This is a genomic window from Pseudomonas sp. AO-1 (genome assembly GCF_019775695.1).
Lineage (GTDB): Bacteria > Pseudomonadota > Gammaproteobacteria > Pseudomonadales > Pseudomonadaceae > Aquipseudomonas > Aquipseudomonas parakoreensis.
Genome location: NZ_CP079947.1, coordinates 2,215,739 through 2,232,442 on the forward strand (window position 1 = coordinate 2,215,739; position 16,704 = coordinate 2,232,442).

A 16,704-nucleotide genomic window follows, 5' to 3' on the forward strand; every position below is an offset into this window, starting at 1 on the left:
ATGGCCTTCAAAAGATCGCAGCCTGCGGCAGCTCCTACATGGGAATACTCACACCCTGTAGGAGCTGCCGAAGGCTGCGATCTTTTGATCTTATGCCGAAGGCCCGCCGCTCAACCCCTTGAGCAACAAATCCACATTCCCCTCCAGCTCCGCCACCGGATCCGCTGCATCGGTACTCAACACCAGCAAATGACTGCCCGAGGCGGCAATTGCTGCTTTCACTGCCTCCGACGGCTGACGATGATGCAGCACCAGCGCCACATCGTTGTCCTTCAGCGTCGCCGTGAGTTGCTTCAGGTCCTGCGGCGTCCACTCGCTATCGGGTCGTGGATCCTCGCCGATCAGCTCCAGATTCAGGCTGCCGATCAGGTAACCGAAGTGATCGCTGAGGCTCATCACACTCAAGTTGTCGACCTCGGCCAGGCGCGCTTCGCTGTCGGCGCTGAGCTTGAGCAGGCGCTGTTTCAGCGCCGCCAGATTGGCCTCGATCTTCGGTTTGGCCGACGGCGCCAGGCGCACCAGATCCGCCGCGATCACGTCGGCCATGCGTCCCATGTTGTTGCTCGCCAGCCATGGCTGACTGTTCAAGCCATCGACCTTCAAGCCCGGTTGCAGGGCAATCCCCGGCAGGGCGCCATCCACCGGGCGCGCCGCGTCGACTTCGACAATGCGAATGTTGCTGCGCCGCGCGATCGGGTACAGCGGATCATCCGCCCACAGCGAGCGCACGCCGATCACCGCGTCGGCAGAGGTTGCCAGTTTGCCCAGCGCCGGCGCGCCGCGACCGGTGAAGTACGCGGTTTGACGGCTGCCCGGCAGATTGGCCGGGGCCGCGCGTTCCAGGCTGACGTCGGTGCCTTTGAGCAGCACTTCGCCGAGGCCGTAGGTGATGGGCAGCGAGGCCAGTACGCGTAGCGGTTGAGGGTTTTCAGCCGCCAGCAACGGGCTGCCGACCACGCCGCACAGGGCCATGGCCAGGGTCAGTTTTCGCAGTGAGAAAGTCATTTATCCAAGGTTCCCTTTCAGACTCGGGACAACCCCGCGCGCGATGGCGGCGAGGGCGAAGGCGATGCCGGCGACCAGAATGATCGCGGCGCCGGACGGGATCGGCAGGTCGAAGATGATCGGCGCGAGAATTCCGCACAGCGTGCTGACGGTGGCAATCAGCACCGAGCACCAGAAGAAGCCCTTGAGCGACTGGCTGAGCAAGCGTGCTGCCGCCGCCGGAATCACCAGCAATGCGCCGACCAGAATCGCGCCGATGACCTTCACCGCTGCGACGGTGATCAGCGTCACCAGAATCACGAACAGGTAATCCAGAGTCTTCACCGCGACGCCGCGCACCGCCGCCAGTTGCGGGTTGAAACTGGCGAGCATGATCCGGTTGTACAAAGGCAGTGCCAGGGCCATGACCAGCGAACCGACGATGGCCAGCACCAGCAGGTCGTTGCCATTGACGGTGAGCACCGAACCGAACAGCACGTTCTCCAGAATGTGCACGTTGATCTTGCCGGCCAGAATCAACAGCAGGCTCGCGCCAAGCGCCAGCGACACCGAGAGAAACACGCCGATCAGGGTGTCGGGCGCCAGGCCGGTGCGGTTGCGCAGGTAATTGAGCAGGATGCCGAACAGCAGGCAGTAACTGAACAGGCTGCCGTACGGCCCGGTGTAGGGTTCGCCGAGCAGAATGCCGATGGCCACGCCGGTCAGTGCTGCGTGGCCGACCGCTTCGGAGAAAAACGCAAAGCGCTTGACCACCACCAGCGTGCCGAGGCCACCGAGCACCGGGCCGATCAATAGGCCGGCAAGCAACGCGTTGACCACAAAGCCGTAGGCCAGCGCTTCCGGCAGGTAACCGGACGACGCCCAGCCCTGAACCATCAAACGAAAGGCTTCGTAACTCATCAGACCGCGCTCCGTGGATGGGTGGAAAACAGACTCAGCAGCCGCTCCGGAGTCAGCGCCTGTTGCGGCGTGGCGTCGAACAGCACGCGGCGGTTGAGACCGGTGACCCGGTCGGCCAGACGCTTGACCGCTTCCAGATCGTGCTCGATCCACAGCACGGTGATGCCGGCGGCGCGCCAATCGCCGAGCAGGCGTTCGAACACCTGAATCCCGGCTTCGTCGAGCGCCGACATCGGCTCATCCAGCACCAGCAATTGCGGGGCCGGGATCAAGCCTTGAGCGAGCAACACGCGCTGCCGTTCGCCACCGGACAGCGCGCCCATGCGCCGCTTGCGTTTGTCCTGCATGCCGACCCGTTCCAGCGCCTCGCCGATGGCGTTGGCGTAGTGCTTGCTCAAACCGAGAAACGCCGGGCGCCGCTGGCACATGGCGGCCATGAAGTCGTCGACGGTCATCGGCAGGCCTCGATCGAACTCCAGCGCCTGCGGCACGTAACCGATGGTCCCGGGTTGACCGGGCCAGTGCAGGCTCAGTTGACCTTGGTGCGGCATCTGCCCGAGCAGGGTCTTGATCAGCGAACTCTTGCCGCCGCCATTGGGACCGACCAGGGCGTGGACGTGACCGGGCTGAACCTGGAAGGTCACGTTGTCGAGGATCGTAGTGCGCCCGAGGGTCAGAGAGACTTCTGCAAAATCCAGAGTCGGCCCCCATCCTTGTGGGAGCGAGCTTGCTCGCGAATGCGGTGCTTCATTCAATAATGATGCTGACTGACCGGACGCCTTCGCGAGCAAGCTCGCTCCCACAGGGGATGGTGGGGTGTCAGAGAGGGTTTCTTTTGCTGTCATGCCCCGGACTCCTGAATCGCCCGCACCACGGTGTCGAGGTTGCCGGACATTTCCTTTTCGTACTTGTCGGCGCTGTATTCGCCGTAGGAAATGTGCGACAGCGGGTACAGCTTCACCCCGGACTCACGCTGGATGGTCTCGACGTAAGTCGAGGGGAAATCCATCTCCGAGAAAATCACCTTCACGTCGAGTTCGCGCAGTTGGTCGATGGTCTTTTTCAACTGGCTCGGGCTCGGTTCGATGCCGTGGGCCGGTTCGACCACGGCCGTCACTTCCAGGCCGAATTCGCGCAGCAGATAGTCATAGGCCGCATGCACTGTGGCCACGCGCAGTTCGGCGTTGGGCGCCTGGGTCAGTTTGGCCAGGGCGTCGGCGCGCATCTGCCGCAGGCGTTTGCCGTAGGCGCGGGCGTTTTGGGTATAGGTCTTGGCGTTGTCCGGATCGAGCTTGCCCAGCTCGCGGGCAATATTGTTGACCTGGGCAATCGAGGCGCTGATCGACAGGAAGGTGTGCGGGTTGACCACTTTGCCGGCGCCGCGCGCCGCGGTACCGGTGGCCGCCAGCAGCGGCACGTTTTCATTGGCTTCGATGGTCTTGATGTTCGGCGTTTCGCTGGCGGCGATCATGCGGTCGGCGAAGTCGTCATGGCCGACCCCGTTGAGCACGATCACGTCCAGCCCGCTGATGCGCTTGATGTCCTCGGCGCGTGGCTCGTAGGCGTGCGGGTTGAAACCGGCGGGAATCAGCGGTACCACCTCGGCCTTGTCGCCGACAATGTTCGCCACATAGCTGTAGTACGGGTGCAGGGTGATACCGATGCGCAGGCGTTTGCCCGGATCGGCGCTGGCCAGCGGGCTCAGCAGGCACGCGCACAGGCTTAACAGCAGGGTGCGCAGGAGGGGACGGCGAGTCAGTGAAATAAGCATGGGCAAGCGGTCTTCTCTCGGGTGAAGGCGACGGTTCAGTGGCGATGCTCGCGGGTCACACCGGCATCGAACTGCGCGACGATCTGTTTCCAGCCAGCGGCGGACAGCGCGGCGTCGGTCAGGTCGGCGGGCGTCCGCAGCTCGGCAGCGCGGTTGAGCCAGATATCCGGCGCGGCAGTGGCGTCGGCGCTCAGCCGCATCACGAATGAACCGGCGACGGCGGGCGCCTGGCTGTGGCCGAAATAGGCGGTGTCCGCGAGCAATTGCCAGACGTGACCGCCTCGGCTGACCGAACTGGCGTCCTGGGCGAACGGGGCGAAACCTTCTTCGGCCAGGGTCTGTGGCGTCGGCAGGCTTTGCTGTTCTGCACGCAGCAGGCGGATTTCATCGAGGGTCACCCGCAGGTCGGCGTAGATGCCTTGCTCGGCGGCGCTGAGGTCGCGCCGCGCATCGAGCTGATGGCTGGCGACTGGTTCCGGTTCATGGGACACACCGCGCCATGCCACCACCGAGCCGGCAACGGCAAGGATCAGCAAACACAACAGCAGAACGTTAAGGGTTTCATGCCCGGCACCGGCCGGGCGGACGACTTGCGTGGTGGGCGTGCTCATGGGGCCTCGATGTCGGCTTGGTCGATTTCCACGACGTGGCCGGGGCCGGCGTCGAACAGCACGTAAAACTCGGCTGCCGGTTTCTTGAACGTCACGGTCGAGTCGGCGCCGAGCTTGCCCGGCAGCAGAATGGTTTCGTCGTAACCGATCACATCGAGGGTCACCCCCGGCGCGCCGCTGCCGTCGGAGAAGCCGCCGGTGCATTTGATCTGCTCGGCATCAACGGCTTTGCATTCGCACATCGGGTTATGGGCCAGGGCGCCGGCGCTGAAACCTGCGCACAGCAGCAACGCGGCGCGCAACCGCAGGCGGGAAGGGCGTTGAACGCGGTTCATGGTTTGGCTCCTTGTTTGTTCAGCCAGGCGAGGGTGGCGGGGGAGGCCTGGCTCAGGGGAATCGAGGCTTGGTGCAGGCTGCCGTCCCAGCCTTCCATGGTGATCCACAGTTCGGCATCGGCCTTGGTCTTTTCCGCCACCGGCAATTGCGCGCCCATGCGATACGGCGTGCCAAAGAAAATCACCCCGGCGGCGCGCAGGCTGCGCGGTTTGCCGATGCGCAGGTAGGTGGCCTTGACCTGTTCGACACAGGCATCGCAGAGGGCGGCATTGAAGTCCTTCATGTAACCGGCGGGGCCGCTCAGGCGCGGTGCTTCGTTACGCAGTTCGGCCAGGCGCAGGCTCCACGGGCCGACCTGGATCTCGCCGACCTCATGTTCACCGAGGCCGACGTCACCGCGAAACAGCGCGGCATCGGCGAAGTACTTGGGCATGAACCCCAGCGGAATCAGCAGCAACAAGGCGTTCAGGTGAAAGCGCCATTTGTGCCAGAAGCGGCGCAGGGCGGACGGTTGGGCAGTGCGATTGGACGGGCTCACAGGCTGACCTCCGCCGGTTCACGGCTGACGCGGGGGCTGCGGGCCTTTTTATTTTCGCGCTTGAGGGCGTTGGCGGTGGCCAGCGCGGTGCGCTTGGTCCAGATCAACAGGCCGCTGAGGACCATCATGCTCAGCAGCAGGCCGAAGAAGAACCAGATCAGTTTGATCCACAGACCGCCGAAATCACCGGTGTGCAGCGGTCGCATCGACTCGGTGACGAACTCCAGCGAAGAGCGGTCAGTCAGCAGTCGGGTGGCGGCCATGTCACCGTTGTACGGGTTGAGCGTGGCGGTCTGGAACATCAGCGGATACCAGCCGCGACCGCCAACGCTCAGGTGACTGTAGGCATTGCCCGGCAGGCTGACGAAGCTGACTTCCAGCCCGGGGATGTGCTGTTCGGCGATCTGTACCGCGCGATCGAGGCTGATCCGTGGGGCAGGACTGGCGTCGCTCGACATCGGTACGCTTTCCCGGGACATGGCGGGAATGATCGGCTCGCTGCTGATCGATACCTGGTTGTCGGCCAGAATGGCCTGGATCAGAAACCAGGTGCCGGTGATCGAGATCACCGCGATGAACCAGATCGACCAGATGCCGCTCAGTCGGTGGAAGTCGCCCCAGAAGATCCGCGCGCCGTGGCGAAAACGCAGGGTGGGTTTGAAGAAACCTTTCCAGAAACGCTTGTACACCACCAGCCCGGTGACCAGCGAGGCCAGCATCGGCAGGCCGAGGAACGACACCAGGTACCAGCCCCAACTGAAACCGTTGGTGAACGGCACCAGCCACCAGCCGTGCAGGGCGCGAGTGAACGCCTTGAAGTTGAAGTCCGGCGCCGGACCTTGAATCACCCCCGTGTACGGGTTGACGTAGACCGTCTGGGTACGGCCGTCGGGGTAGCTGACCTCGACATCGAGGGCGAAGTGCGACTCGTCGGGACGGCTGATGCTTTCCACCAGTGTCTGCGGTTCGGCCTGTTTGATCGCGGCCAGCACCTGATCGTAACTGAGCCGCGGCGCGTCATCCGATGGCTGGCTGGCGCGCATCTGCGGGTTGGCCAGCCAGACGATTTCCTGGCTGACCACCGCCAGCGTGCCGGTGACACAGACGATCAGGACAAAAAACCAGATCGGCAGCGCGAGCCAGCTATGCACCAGGAACCACAGTTTGGAACGGGATTTCTTCGACATGATTGCGCGTCTTGATTTCGATGAAAGGGCACGCGGCTACGGGCTTCGCAGCGCGGGTGTCCGCAAAAAGGCGCGGTCGTGGCGGTTGCCTGTGCGAACGGCCTGCATCTCTATAGGACGGATGAGCCGGACAAATCCCGAAAGGTGATATGAAAGCAAATGTTTCGCACTTCGCAGGGGCGACGACATCCCCCTGTAGGAGCTGCGGCACGCTGCGATCTTTTGATCTTGATCTTTAAACAACAGATCAAAAGATCGCAGCCTCGTTGCACTCGACAGCTCCTACAGGATTTTTGCGGGCAAGCGATCAAACACGATTCATGAATGGCGCTCTCACTGTCGGGCAATTGATGGCCGGTTCGCGCTCCTTATGATGGAAATCACTCGATTCCCCTAGTGAGCCCCCTGATGAACCCCAGAACCCTCTACGACAAACACATCGATTCGCACACCGTGTGCCGCCTCGACGATCAGGGCCATGTGCTGCTGTATATCGATCGCCAGGTGATCAACGAATACACCAGCCCGCAGGCGTTCAGCGGTCTGCGTGCTGCCGGGCGCAAGGTCTGGCGGCCGGGTACGGCGTTGGCGGTGGTCGATCACGTCAACCCGACCACCCCCAAACGGGTGGCGGCGATGCCTGATGCCGGCGGTGCGCGGCAGGTGTCGTATCTGGCGGAGAACTGCCGGGACTTCGGCATCGAACTGCTGGATATCCTCGATAAACGTCAGGGCATCGAGCATGTGATCGCCCCGGAGCAGGGCTTCATTCTGCCGGGCATGGTCATCGCCGCCGGCGACAGCCACACCACCACCTACGGTGCGCTGGGGGCGTTCGGATTTGGTATCGGCACCTCGGAAATCGAGCACCTGCTGGCCTCGCAAACGCTGGTCTACAAGCGCCTGAAAAGCCTCCGCGTGACGGTGGAGGGCGAGCTGGCAACGGGGCTGACGTCGAAGGACGTGATCATGGCGCTGATCGGCCGGATCGGTGCGTCAGGTGCCACGGGTTATGCCATCGAATTCTGCGGTTCGACCATCGAAGCCCTCAGCGTCGAAGCGCGGATGACCATTTGCAACATGGCGGTCGAAGCCGGTGCACGCGGCGCGTTCATGGCGCCGGACGAAAAAGTTTTTGCTTATCTCAAGGGCAAACCCCGCGCACCGCAAGGCGAACTGTTAGCGCGCGGCGTGGAAAAATGGCGTGAACTGCGCAGCGATCCCGGCGCCGTGTTCGACCGCGAAATCCATCTCGACGCCAGTCTGCTGGAGCCGATGGTCACCTGGGGCACCAGCCCGGATCAGGCGGCGGCGATTGGCGCGCAGGTGCCGGATCCGCAGGCCATCGACGATCCGATCCTGCGTCAGGACATGCGCCGCGCCCTGCATTACATGGGCCTGGAGCCGGGCATGGCGCTGCGCGATATCGTCATCAGTCACGCGTTTATCGGCTCCTGCACCAACGCGCGGATCGAGGATTTGCGTGACGCTGCCAGCGTCGTGCGTGGGCGGCGGGTGGCCGGGCATGTGCGGGCGATGATCGTGCCCGGTTCCAGCGAAGTGCGCGCACAGGCCGAGGCTGAAGGGCTGGCGCAGATCTTTATCGACGCCGGGTTTGAATGGCGTCAGTCCGGCTGCTCGATGTGCCTGGCGATGAACGATGACGTGCTCGCGCCCGGCGACCGCTGCGCCTCCAGCACCAACCGTAACTTTGAAGGCCGCCAGGGCGCCGGGGCGCGTACGCACCTGATGAGCCCGGCGATGGTCGCCGCCGCCGCGATCAGCGGCCACCTCACCGACATCCGCCACTTTGGAGAACGTCCATGAGTCTGCAACCCTTCACGCAAGTCAGCGGCCGGGCCGCGCCGCTGCTCGCGGCCAACGTCGATACTGACGTGATCATGCCCAAGCAATTCCTCAAGGGCATCGACCGTCAGGGGCTGGATCGTGGGCTGTTTTTCGATCTGCGCTTTCTCGCCGACGGTACGCCCAACCCGGAATTCGTGTTGAACCAGCCAGCCTGGCAGGGCGCGAGTTTTCTGGTGGTCGGGGCGAATTTCGGCTGCGGTTCCAGCCGCGAACACGCGGTGTGGGGGCTGCAGCAAATGGGCATTCGCACGCTGATCGGCAGCCGTTTTGCCGGGATCTTCTACGACAACTGCCAGCGCAACGGGGTGTTGCTGATCACGCTGGATGAGGCGCAGGTGCAGCGCATTGGCCGGTTGGTGAGTCAGCCTGAAACGGCACAGATCAGTATGGATCTAGAGGCGCAGCAGATCCATCTGGCGGACGGTGAAGTCATCGATTTCCAGATTGACGGCTTGCGCAAGACCGCACTGTTGCTGGGGCTGGATGCGATAGGCAGTACCTTGCAGCGGCGTGAGCAGATCGAGGCGTTCGAGCGCGAACACCTGGCCGCCAACCCATGGCTGACCTGACACCCCTTTGACCCTGTGGGAGCTGGCTTGCCAGCGATGAGGCCAGCACATCCAACATTTATATTGGCTGAACTGACGCCTTCGCTGGCAAGCCAGCTCCCACAGGGTTTTGTGATGTTTGGGCTAGAGAGAAAGATCCTTGAAATGCCCCTGCAAAAACTCCACACACGCCCGCAGCTTGCCGGAATTGGCCAGCCGCGTCGGATATACCGCCCAGACGTTGGCGCTCTGGCTGTAATCGGCCAGCACCGGCAGCAGTCGGCCCTGTTCCAGCAACGGTTTCACATCCCACAAGGAACGCAGCAACACGCCGCGTCCGTCGAGCGCCCATTGCAGGACGATCTCGCCGTTGTTGGAAGACAGCGGCCCACTGACCCGCACGCTTTCCTGCGTGCCGTCACGATCCAGATGCCAGACGCCGAAGGCGTTGTCGCGCTCCTTGATTACCAGGCAGTCATGCTGTTGCAGATCCTCCAGCGTTTGCGGTGTGCCACGGCGTTGCAGGTATTCGGGCGCTGCGCACAACACCCGGCGATTACTCACCAGTTGCCGGCCGATGTGCTGGCCGGGCAGGTCGTCGCCGACGCGGATTTCCAGGTCGAAGCCCTCGTTGACGATGTCCACTGCACGGTCGAACAAGTCCAGGCGAATCTGCAGCTGCGGGTGCAGCTCGGCCAGCCGTGAAACCGCAGGCGCCACATGATTACGGCCAAAACCGAAACTGCTGCAGATGTGCAAGCGCCCGCGCGGGCTGTCGTGGGCGTCGGCGAGGTCGTCGCGCAGTTGCTGGAAGTCATCGAGAATACGCAAGGCCCAGCGCTGCACCCGCTCGCCGTCTTCGGTCAGCGACACGCGGCGACTGGTGCGGTGCAGCAGTCGGGTGCCGAGGGTCGATTCGAGAATCTGGATGCGTTTGCTGACGTAGGCCGGGGACAGGCCCAGTTCATCGGCGGCAGCGGCGAAACCGTTCTTGCGGATCACGGTCAGCAGCACGCGCAGGTCTTCGGGCAGGGGCACGGGGTCTTGGTTCTGGGACATGTGGGAACGAGCACTGGCGGCACAAGCCGCCAGCATAGCATCGGCCGTACAGGGCTCGATTCAGCGCAGGAAATCCAGCGCTTCGGCGAGCAACAGTTCGGGCACTTCTTCGGCCAGATAATGCCCGGCCGGCAGCGCCTTGCCACTGACGTTGCTCGCCACTTGCTGCCATTCCTTGAGTGGGTCGAAGCAGCGCCCGACCGTGCCTTGCGCGCCCCACAGCACCCGCAGCGGCAGGTCGAGATGATGGGCGGCAGCGAGGTCGGCCCGGTCATGTTCCAGGTCGATGCTGGCGCTGGCGCGGTAGTCCTCGCAAATGCCGTGGGCGCTGCCGGGACGTTGCAGGCACCGCAGGTATTCGCTGAACGCTGGCTCGGTGAACGGCGTGAGTCCGGCGCTGCGGCTGCCCATGACGCTGCGCAGATAGCCTTCGGGATCGGCTTCGATCAGGGTTTCCGGCAACGGCGCCGGGCGGATCAGGAAGAACCAGTGCCAATAGGCGCGGGCGAACGCTTCGTTGGTCTGCGTGTACATTGCCAGGGTCGGGGCGATGTCCAGCAGCATCATCCGTTGCACCGCAGCGCGGTGGTCGAGGGCCAGGCGATGGCCGACCCGGGCGCCACGGTCGTGGGCCAGAATCGAAAACTGTTCGAAGCCCAGCGCCTGCATCAACTCGAGATTGTCTCTGGCCATTTCGCGTTTTGAATAGTTGCGGTGCAGTTCATCGGCAGCCGGTCGGGCGCTGTCGCCATAGCCGCGCAGGTCGGCGGCGACCACGGTGAAATGCTCCGCCAACTGCTCGGCAATCTTGTGCCAGATCACGTGGGTCTGCGGGTGTCCGTGCAACAGCAACAGCCCCGGGCCGCTGCCACCGAGGCGATAGGCGATGTCGACGCCGTTGACGTGGCGCTGGTCTTTGACGAATCCGGCAAACATCGGGCTGATCCTTGTTCAGGTGCGGGTGGGATGCATCCTGAAAGTGTTCGGCATTCGGGGCAAGGGTTGAAGCGTGGTGTGGTGGTTCATGAAGTGTGATGTGTGTCGCCAGGGCTGGCCCCTTCGCGGGCAAGCCCGCTCCCACAGTGTTTTTCTGTGTGACACCCATCGTGTAAACACCGGAGATCCCTGTGGGAGCGGGCTTGCCCGCGAGAGGCCAGCCCAAACCCTGAAAATCTCAACCCTGACTGAACATCTCCATCGCCCGCTGCTTGATCTGCTCTTCCGTCAGATCCTCCTTGCGCGTCGCCAGAAACCACAGGTGCCCATAGGGATCCTTCACCGTCCCGCTGCGATCACCATAAAACTGATCCTTGACCTCCGACACCGCTTTCGCCCCGGCATCCAGCGCCCGTTGAAAGGACTTATCGATATCAGTGACATACAGATGCAGACCGACCGACACGGCATTGTCCGGACCACTCAACGGCCCTTGATCGCACGGCGTTCCGAGCATGATCGCGCTGTCGCCAATCCGCAGTTCGGCGTGGCCGACGCGCCCGTAGGGCATGTCCAGGCGCATGACCTGGGTCGCGCCAAAGGCTTTCTTGTAGAACTCGATGGCTTCGGCGGCCTTGAGGATGCCGAGGTACGGGGTAATGCTGTGATACCCCTCGGGAATGGGTTTGACGCTCATGACGTTCTCCCTGTTCTGCGTTTTGCGAGGTAGGGCTCCACCGGATTTGTGGAAGATTCACTATAGAACTGTCTGCGCGGCCAGGATTTTTCCCCGACGAGCAGTCAGTCCAGAAAGTGCGCCCCCGGCCCCTGATCACCGAGCACATCACCCTGATTGCGCAACGGGCAAGCTTCCATCGACAGACAGCCGCAGCCGATGCAGCCGGTAAGCCGGTCACGCAACAGGGTCAGTTGATTAATCCGTTCATCCAGCTCGCGGCGCCACTGCTCGGAGAGGATTTTCCAGTCCGCTGCGGTTGGTGCGCGGTCGTCGGGGAGTTTCTTCAGCGCCTCGCCAATCTCCGCCAGCGGAATACCCAGGCGTTGCGCGACCTTGATCAACGCCACCCGGCGCAAGACCGCCCGTGGATAACGGCGCTGATTGCCGGCATTGCGCTGGCTCTTGATCAGGCCTTTGGCTTCATAAAAGTGCAGGGCAGTGACCGCGACACCGCTGCGCGCGGCGACTTCGCCGACGGTGAGCTGTTTGTGCAGGTTTTCCGGGGTGATCATTTTGCAAAGGGCTCTTGACCTTGACTTAACTAGAGGTTTTACCCTGCAGGCCTTCGAGTCGCAAGACTCGGCTTAATGAGTGGGGACTTCTCATGCAAACCTCAGCGAAAAATCGCAGTTTTACCCAATTGATCGAATTCGAGATCGAGCCGCGTCAGCAGCCGGCATTGGTTTGTGCGCTGTCGCAGCAGAGCGAACATCTGGCGCAGCGCTACGCAGGCTTTGTCAGCGCCAGCGTCCAGGTCAGCGACGACGGTCGGCGGGTGCTGAGCTTGCTGCAATGGCAAAGCCGCGAAGCCGGGGAGGCGGCGTTCTGTCGCTATGAAAGCGGCGAGCAGGATTTCTGGCAACTGATCCGCGCCCATCAGGCGAAAACCGTGACCTTCAATTCATTTCAGGTGTTGAGCAGCATCGCCCGCAGTCATGACGATGCGCTGCACTGCAATCTGGTCGGCTAGATCGACAACTGGATCAGGCGTTCGCCTTGCAGGTTTTCCGTGAGTCGCCGCTTGTTCACCGCCAGTTCGCCGATCTTGATCAGCCGCGTGCGGGTGACGTTGCGGCTCAGCCCGAGCAGGGCGGCGGTGTGCACCTGGTTGTAATGGCAGAAGCGATAGGCGGCGCGCAGCAGGGCGTCTTCGACCTTTTCGTGGAGGGCGCCGGCCTGTTGTTCGAAGAGCTTTTGAAAGGCCCGTTCCAGCAACGCTTCCGGTGAATCGCCGGCGCCCGACTGCTGATCGTCCGCGCGCTCGATGCGCAGGTTCGACAGGCGCAGATCATCGCGCTCGATCACACCGTTGCGGCAGATCAACAGGGTGTGATGGATGACGTTTTCCAGTTCGCGGATGTTCCCTGGCCAACTGTAGCTGCGCAGTTTCTGTTCGGCACCGGGGCTGATGTTGACCCGTCCGTAACCCAGGCGCTGGCTGTAGGCCTCGATGAAATGCCGGGTCAGCGGCAGGATGTCGCCGGGCCGTTCGCGCAGCGGACTGAGTTCCAGATTGACCACGTTCAACCGGTAGAACAGGTCTTCGCGGAAGTTGCCGGCGTTGATCGCTTTCTCCAGTTGCACGTTGGTCGCGGCCAGCACCCGCACATCGATCGGAATGCTTTTGCGCGAGCCGAGGCGCACCACTTCGCGCTCCTGCAGCACCCGCAGCAACTTGACCTGAATCGCCATTGGCAAATCGCCGATTTCGTCGAGGAACAAGGTGCCGCCATCCGCCTCTTCGAACCAGCCGGCCTTGGCGCTGAGCGCGCCGGTGAAAGCGCCTTTTTCATGGCCAAACAGCTCGGCTTCCACCAGTGATTCGGAGAAGGCGCCGCAGTTGACTGCGACAAACGGCCGATGCCGGCGGTGGCTCAGATTGTGAATATGACGCGCCACCAGTTCCTTGCCGGTGCCGGTCTCGCCGATGATCAGCACGCTGGCTTCGCTCGGCGCGATTTGGTTCAGATGCGCCAGCAAGGCCTGGGATTTCGGGTCTTCGAAGACTTGCGCGGTGGCACGGATCGACGTCGCCAGAGCGGGTGAGGGCGGAAGGGTCAGCAGTTGCATGGGACTCGCTCCATTAAAGGCAAGATCAGGAATAGAACGTTGGCACTGGCAGCGCCTGGTTCAGCGCCCAGTCGCCCAGCTCGTGGAGTTTGTAATCGAGCGGGTCGTGCAGGGTCTGCGTGCGCAGGTTGCGCCAGTGTCGGTCAAGACGCAGCGAGGCGTGGGTTGAGCGCGCGCCGGTGACTTCGAACAAACGACTGCAGATGTCCAGCCCCTGACGACTGGCGGCGACCTTGGCGGTGGCAATCGCCGTGGCCAGATGTCCACGCTCTTCTGCCGTCAGGTTCGGGCCTTGGGCCCAGGCCTCGTCAAGCAGCGCGGCGGCCCGCTCGACCTGCAGACGAATGCCTTCCAGTGCGACCCAGAATTCGCCGTAATGCGCGAGCACGTACGGATCTTCGCGTACGTTGCGGGCAGCGGATTTGTGCCAGAGCCGGGTTTCGCTCAGGGTGTATTGCCGGGCTTCTGCAAAGGCACCTTCGGCGATGCCGAGAAACATGTGGGTGAAGGTCAGTTGCGCGATCAGCGGACGCAGGCAGGCGAACGGCGTGCTCAACGGGCCGGGATCAAGCAGCAGCTCGGATTCTTCGACCCGCACCCGTTCGAACGTGGCACTGCCGCTGTCGGTCTGGCGCTGGCCGATGTTGTTCCAGTCGTCGTGCAGAGTGATGCCGCTGCGACCGCTGGGGATCGCCGCGATCAGCAACTTGCCGCCGGCACTTTCGTCGACGGCGGAAGCGATCAACATCTGCGAATCGCTGGCGCCGGAGCAGAAGCTTTTCTTCCCGGAAAACTCGCGCCAACCGCCGAAGTCCTTGACCACAGTGCGGGTGTCGAGCGGGTTGAGGGCGTTACCCCAGAACCAGTTCTGCCGCGCGGTCTGTTCGAACCACGGCTGCCATTGTTCGGGCCGCGAGAACAGGCGCACGGTGGCGAGCATCAGGTGATGAAAACCGAAGACGTGGGCGATGGAACTGTCGACCTTGGCGAACTCGCGCACGACTTGCAGGGTTTCGCTCCATGTCGCGCCGAGGCCGCCGTAGCGGGTGGGAATGCTCAGGGCCAGCAGGCCGCTGTCGCGCAGGGCATCGCGTTCGGCCTTCGGTGTACCGCCGCGCTCGTCACGTTCGACGGCGGTGACGGCGAATTCGGCGGCCAGTTGGCGCGCGGTCTGCAGCGGGGAGAGCAGGGTGCTTTGTGGTTTGGCGGTCACACCAAATCTCCTATGTTTTACAACTGTCCTGTAGGAGCTGCCGAAGGCTGCGATCTGTTGATCTTGTTTGTAAAAAACAAAGTCAAAAGATCGCAGCCTGCGGCAGCTCCTACAGAGTTTGTGTTGGGTCAGGACTTGGTGGGCAACACATCGTTGGCAATCATTTCGCCAAACGGCCCGGTCAGGTTGGTCACGCCGCGTCCGGCCAGACTTGCATACGGCTCGGGCAGCAGTGGGAACACCCGTTCGGCAAAGCGATAAGCTTCTTCCAGATGCGGATAACCGGAAAAGATGAAGCTCTCGATGCCGAGGTCGGCGTACTCCTTGATTCGCGCGGCCACTTGCTGCGGATCGCCCACCAGCGCGGTACCGGCACCGCCACGTACCAGACCGACGCCGGCCCACAGGTTGGGGGCGATTTCCAGGTTGTCGCGACGCCCGTCATGCAACGCCGCCATGCGCCGCTGGCCTTCGGAATCGAAACGCGAGAAGGATTTCTGCGCGGCCTCGATGGTCTCGTCGCTGATGTGCTCGATCAGTTTGTCTGCGGCTTTCCACGCTTCTTCGGCGGTCTCGCGAACGATGACGTGCAGGCGAATACCGAACTTCACCTTGCGCCCATGACGAGCGGCGCGTTCTCGCACATCGGCAAGTTTTTCGGCGACAGCGGCGGGCGGTTCGCCCCAAGTCAGGTACACGTCGACTTGCTCGGCGGCCAGATCATGCGCGGCGTCGGACGAGCCGCCGAAATACAGCGGCGGATAGGGTTTCTGCACGGGCGGATAGAGGGCCTTGGCGTTCTGTACTTTCAGGTGTTTGCCTTCGAAATCCACCGATTCGCCTTGCAACACCCGGCGCCAGATCTTGAGGAATTCGTCGGTGACTTCGTAGCGTTCGCTGTGGCTGAGGAAGCTGCCGTCGCCACGGTTTTCGTCGGGGTCGCCGCCGGTCACCACGTTGATCAGCAAACGACCGTTGGACAGTCGATCGAGCGTCGCCGCCATGCGCGCCGAAACGGTGGGCGAAATGATTCCCGGGCGAATCGCTACCAGATAACGCAGGCGCTCGGTCAACGGCACCAGCGCCGAAGCGATCACCCACGAGTCTTCGCAGGAGCGCCCGGTGGGAATCAGCACGCCGTGGTAGCCGAGGCTGTCGGCGGCTTGCGCCACTTGTTTCAGGTAATTCAGGGTGACCGGGCGTGCGCCTTGGGTGGTGCCCAGGTAATGCCCGTCGCCGTGGGTCGGCAGGAACCAGAAAACCTCCATGAACAGCTCCTTAAGCGATTTTCAGCAACGGTTTGATTTGCGTGCCGAACAGCGGCGCGGCGCGTTCGGCGGCCAAGCGAATGCGCGCTTTCAGCGGTTCGCTGGTGATCTGGTAGTCGGCGAAATCGGCCTCGGTGGCGTACACGCCAATGGGCAGGGTCACGGCCTGGAAGAAACTGAACAGCGGCCGCAACTGGTGATCCAGCACCAGCGCATGGCGCTCACTGCCCCCGGTGGCAGCGAGCAGTACCGGGGTGTCGATCAGCGCGTTGAGGTCGATCAGGTCAAACAGATGCTTGAGCAGGCCCGGGTAGGAGCCGCGATACACCGGCGCGGCGACGATCAGCAGATCGGCCTGTTCGATGGCTTGCAGTTCGGCTTCGACTTCGACGCTCAGTTCCTGACGCGACAGGGCAGCACCCAACGGCCGGGCGATGTCACCGAGTTCGATCAGATGACTCTCGACCGGCAAGTGCCCGGCCAGTTCGGCCAACAGCGCTTGGGTCAGCACCAGCGTGCGCGATGGACGCCAGGTGCCGCCGGAGAGGGCGACGACTTTCAGGGGACGCGACATGATCAGTTCCTTTTTATCAACAGTTGCTCAGCGAGCAGTGAGTCAGTGCCAAGGCTTGAGCAAGCGCTGTACCAATTCCT

Annotated in this window: 19 protein-coding genes; 3 read left to right on the forward strand and 16 right to left on the reverse strand. The window is 62.9% G+C overall.

Going from position 1 to position 16,704, the window contains the following annotated elements; translation table 11 throughout:
* Nucleotides 1–90 precede the first annotated feature (90 nt).
* Genes KVQ82_RS10320 through KVQ82_RS10355 form a run of 8 tightly spaced genes read right to left on the reverse strand, consistent with a single transcriptional unit; the run spans nucleotide 91 to nucleotide 6,348 of the window.
* On the reverse strand, nucleotides 91–1,005 hold the full coding sequence (locus KVQ82_RS10320; protein ID WP_222018786.1) for a metal ABC transporter solute-binding protein, Zn/Mn family: 915 nt from the start codon (nucleotides 1,003–1,005) through the stop codon (nucleotides 91–93).
* Nucleotides 1,006–1,905, reverse strand: coding sequence for a metal ABC transporter permease (locus KVQ82_RS10325; protein WP_222018787.1), 900 nt, complete (start codon nucleotides 1,903–1,905; stop codon nucleotides 1,006–1,008).
* Nucleotides 1,905–2,750 carry a metal ABC transporter ATP-binding protein gene (locus KVQ82_RS10330; protein ID WP_260688078.1) on the reverse strand — a complete coding sequence of 282 codons (846 nt, stop codon included), beginning with the start codon at nucleotides 2,748–2,750 and terminating at the stop codon, nucleotides 1,905–1,907. The genes KVQ82_RS10325 and KVQ82_RS10330 overlap by 1 nt, the downstream gene beginning before the upstream one ends.
* Nucleotides 2,747–3,676, reverse strand: a complete 930-nt coding sequence (locus KVQ82_RS10335) for a metal ABC transporter substrate-binding protein (RefSeq protein ID WP_222018789.1) — start codon at nucleotides 3,674–3,676, stop codon at nucleotides 2,747–2,749. The genes KVQ82_RS10330 and KVQ82_RS10335 overlap by 4 nt, the downstream gene beginning before the upstream one ends.
* A 35-nt stretch (nucleotides 3,677–3,711) precedes the next feature.
* Nucleotides 3,712–4,287, reverse strand: coding sequence for a DUF6162 family protein (locus KVQ82_RS10340; protein WP_222018790.1), 576 nt, complete (start codon nucleotides 4,285–4,287; stop codon nucleotides 3,712–3,714).
* Nucleotides 4,284–4,622: a hypothetical protein gene (locus tag KVQ82_RS10345; RefSeq protein ID WP_222018791.1), complete on the reverse strand. Its 339-nt coding sequence runs from the start codon at nucleotides 4,620–4,622 to the stop codon at nucleotides 4,284–4,286. The genes KVQ82_RS10340 and KVQ82_RS10345 overlap by 4 nt, the downstream gene beginning before the upstream one ends.
* Complete coding sequence (locus KVQ82_RS10350; protein ID WP_222018792.1) at nucleotides 4,619–5,161, reverse strand: thiamine pyrophosphate-binding protein; 543 nt, start codon at nucleotides 5,159–5,161, stop codon at nucleotides 4,619–4,621. Before KVQ82_RS10350 ends, KVQ82_RS10345 begins: the two co-directional genes overlap by 4 nt.
* Entirely contained in the window at nucleotides 5,158–6,348 is a 1,191-nt protein-coding gene (locus KVQ82_RS10355) for a PepSY domain-containing protein (protein ID WP_222018793.1), read from the reverse strand. Before KVQ82_RS10355 ends, KVQ82_RS10350 begins: the two co-directional genes overlap by 4 nt.
* A 408-nt stretch (nucleotides 6,349–6,756) precedes the next feature.
* Here KVQ82_RS10355 and leuC point away from each other — a divergent pair, with 408 nt between their 5' ends.
* Together leuC and leuD are read left to right on the forward strand one after the other, a co-directional pair.
* Nucleotides 6,757–8,175, forward strand: a complete 1,419-nt coding sequence (leuC, locus tag KVQ82_RS10360) for a 3-isopropylmalate dehydratase large subunit (protein WP_222018794.1) — start codon at nucleotides 6,757–6,759, stop codon at nucleotides 8,173–8,175.
* Nucleotides 8,172–8,786, forward strand: coding sequence for a 3-isopropylmalate dehydratase small subunit (gene leuD, locus KVQ82_RS10365; protein WP_222018795.1), 615 nt, complete (start codon nucleotides 8,172–8,174; stop codon nucleotides 8,784–8,786). Before leuC ends, leuD begins: the two co-directional genes overlap by 4 nt.
* Nucleotides 8,787–8,909: 123 nt before the next feature.
* Here leuD and KVQ82_RS10370 read toward each other — a convergent pair whose 3' ends face one another.
* From KVQ82_RS10370 to soxR, 4 genes are all read right to left on the reverse strand, one after another.
* Entirely contained in the window at nucleotides 8,910–9,860 is a 951-nt protein-coding gene (locus KVQ82_RS10370) for a LysR substrate-binding domain-containing protein (RefSeq protein WP_041069752.1), read from the reverse strand.
* A gap of 24 nt (nucleotides 9,861–9,884) precedes the next feature.
* Nucleotides 9,885–10,760 (reverse strand): alpha/beta fold hydrolase, encoded by an 876-nt coding sequence (locus KVQ82_RS10375; RefSeq protein WP_222018796.1) that lies wholly within the window; start codon nucleotides 10,758–10,760, stop codon nucleotides 9,885–9,887.
* 238 nt (nucleotides 10,761–10,998) lie between these two features.
* The gene (locus KVQ82_RS10380) at nucleotides 10,999–11,457 is read right to left on the reverse strand and encodes a VOC family protein (protein ID WP_222018797.1); all 459 of its coding nucleotides are present in this window, start codon (nucleotides 11,455–11,457) and stop codon (nucleotides 10,999–11,001) included.
* Between the two features lie 104 nt (nucleotides 11,458–11,561).
* A complete protein-coding gene (gene soxR / locus KVQ82_RS10385; protein WP_222018798.1) occupies nucleotides 11,562–12,011 on the reverse strand; it encodes a redox-sensitive transcriptional activator SoxR in 450 nt (149 codons plus the stop codon).
* A 92-nt stretch (nucleotides 12,012–12,103) separates the two neighbouring features.
* Between soxR and KVQ82_RS10390 the strand changes: the two genes are divergently transcribed.
* Nucleotides 12,104–12,469 carry an antibiotic biosynthesis monooxygenase gene (locus KVQ82_RS10390; protein WP_041069765.1) on the forward strand — a complete coding sequence of 122 codons (366 nt, stop codon included), beginning with the start codon at nucleotides 12,104–12,106 and terminating at the stop codon, nucleotides 12,467–12,469.
* Here KVQ82_RS10390 and KVQ82_RS10395 read toward each other — a convergent pair.
* From KVQ82_RS10395 to msuE, 4 genes are all read right to left on the reverse strand, one after another.
* Nucleotides 12,466–13,569 carry a sigma-54-dependent Fis family transcriptional regulator gene (locus KVQ82_RS10395; protein WP_222018799.1) on the reverse strand — a complete coding sequence of 368 codons (1,104 nt, stop codon included), beginning with the start codon at nucleotides 13,567–13,569 and terminating at the stop codon, nucleotides 12,466–12,468. The two genes, KVQ82_RS10390 and KVQ82_RS10395, sit on opposite strands and share 4 nt — an antisense overlap.
* Nucleotides 13,570–13,594: 25 nt before the next feature.
* Complete coding sequence (locus KVQ82_RS10400; protein ID WP_222018800.1) at nucleotides 13,595–14,782, reverse strand: acyl-CoA dehydrogenase family protein; 1,188 nt, start codon at nucleotides 14,780–14,782, stop codon at nucleotides 13,595–13,597.
* A gap of 128 nt (nucleotides 14,783–14,910) precedes the next feature.
* Entirely contained in the window at nucleotides 14,911–16,050 is a 1,140-nt protein-coding gene (gene ssuD, locus KVQ82_RS10405) for an FMNH2-dependent alkanesulfonate monooxygenase (protein ID WP_222018801.1), read from the reverse strand.
* A gap of 10 nt (nucleotides 16,051–16,060) precedes the next feature.
* The gene (gene msuE, locus KVQ82_RS10410; RefSeq protein ID WP_041069777.1) at nucleotides 16,061–16,624 is read right to left on the reverse strand and encodes an FMN reductase; all 564 of its coding nucleotides are present in this window, start codon (nucleotides 16,622–16,624) and stop codon (nucleotides 16,061–16,063) included.
* Nucleotides 16,625–16,704: the final 80 nt, after the last annotated feature.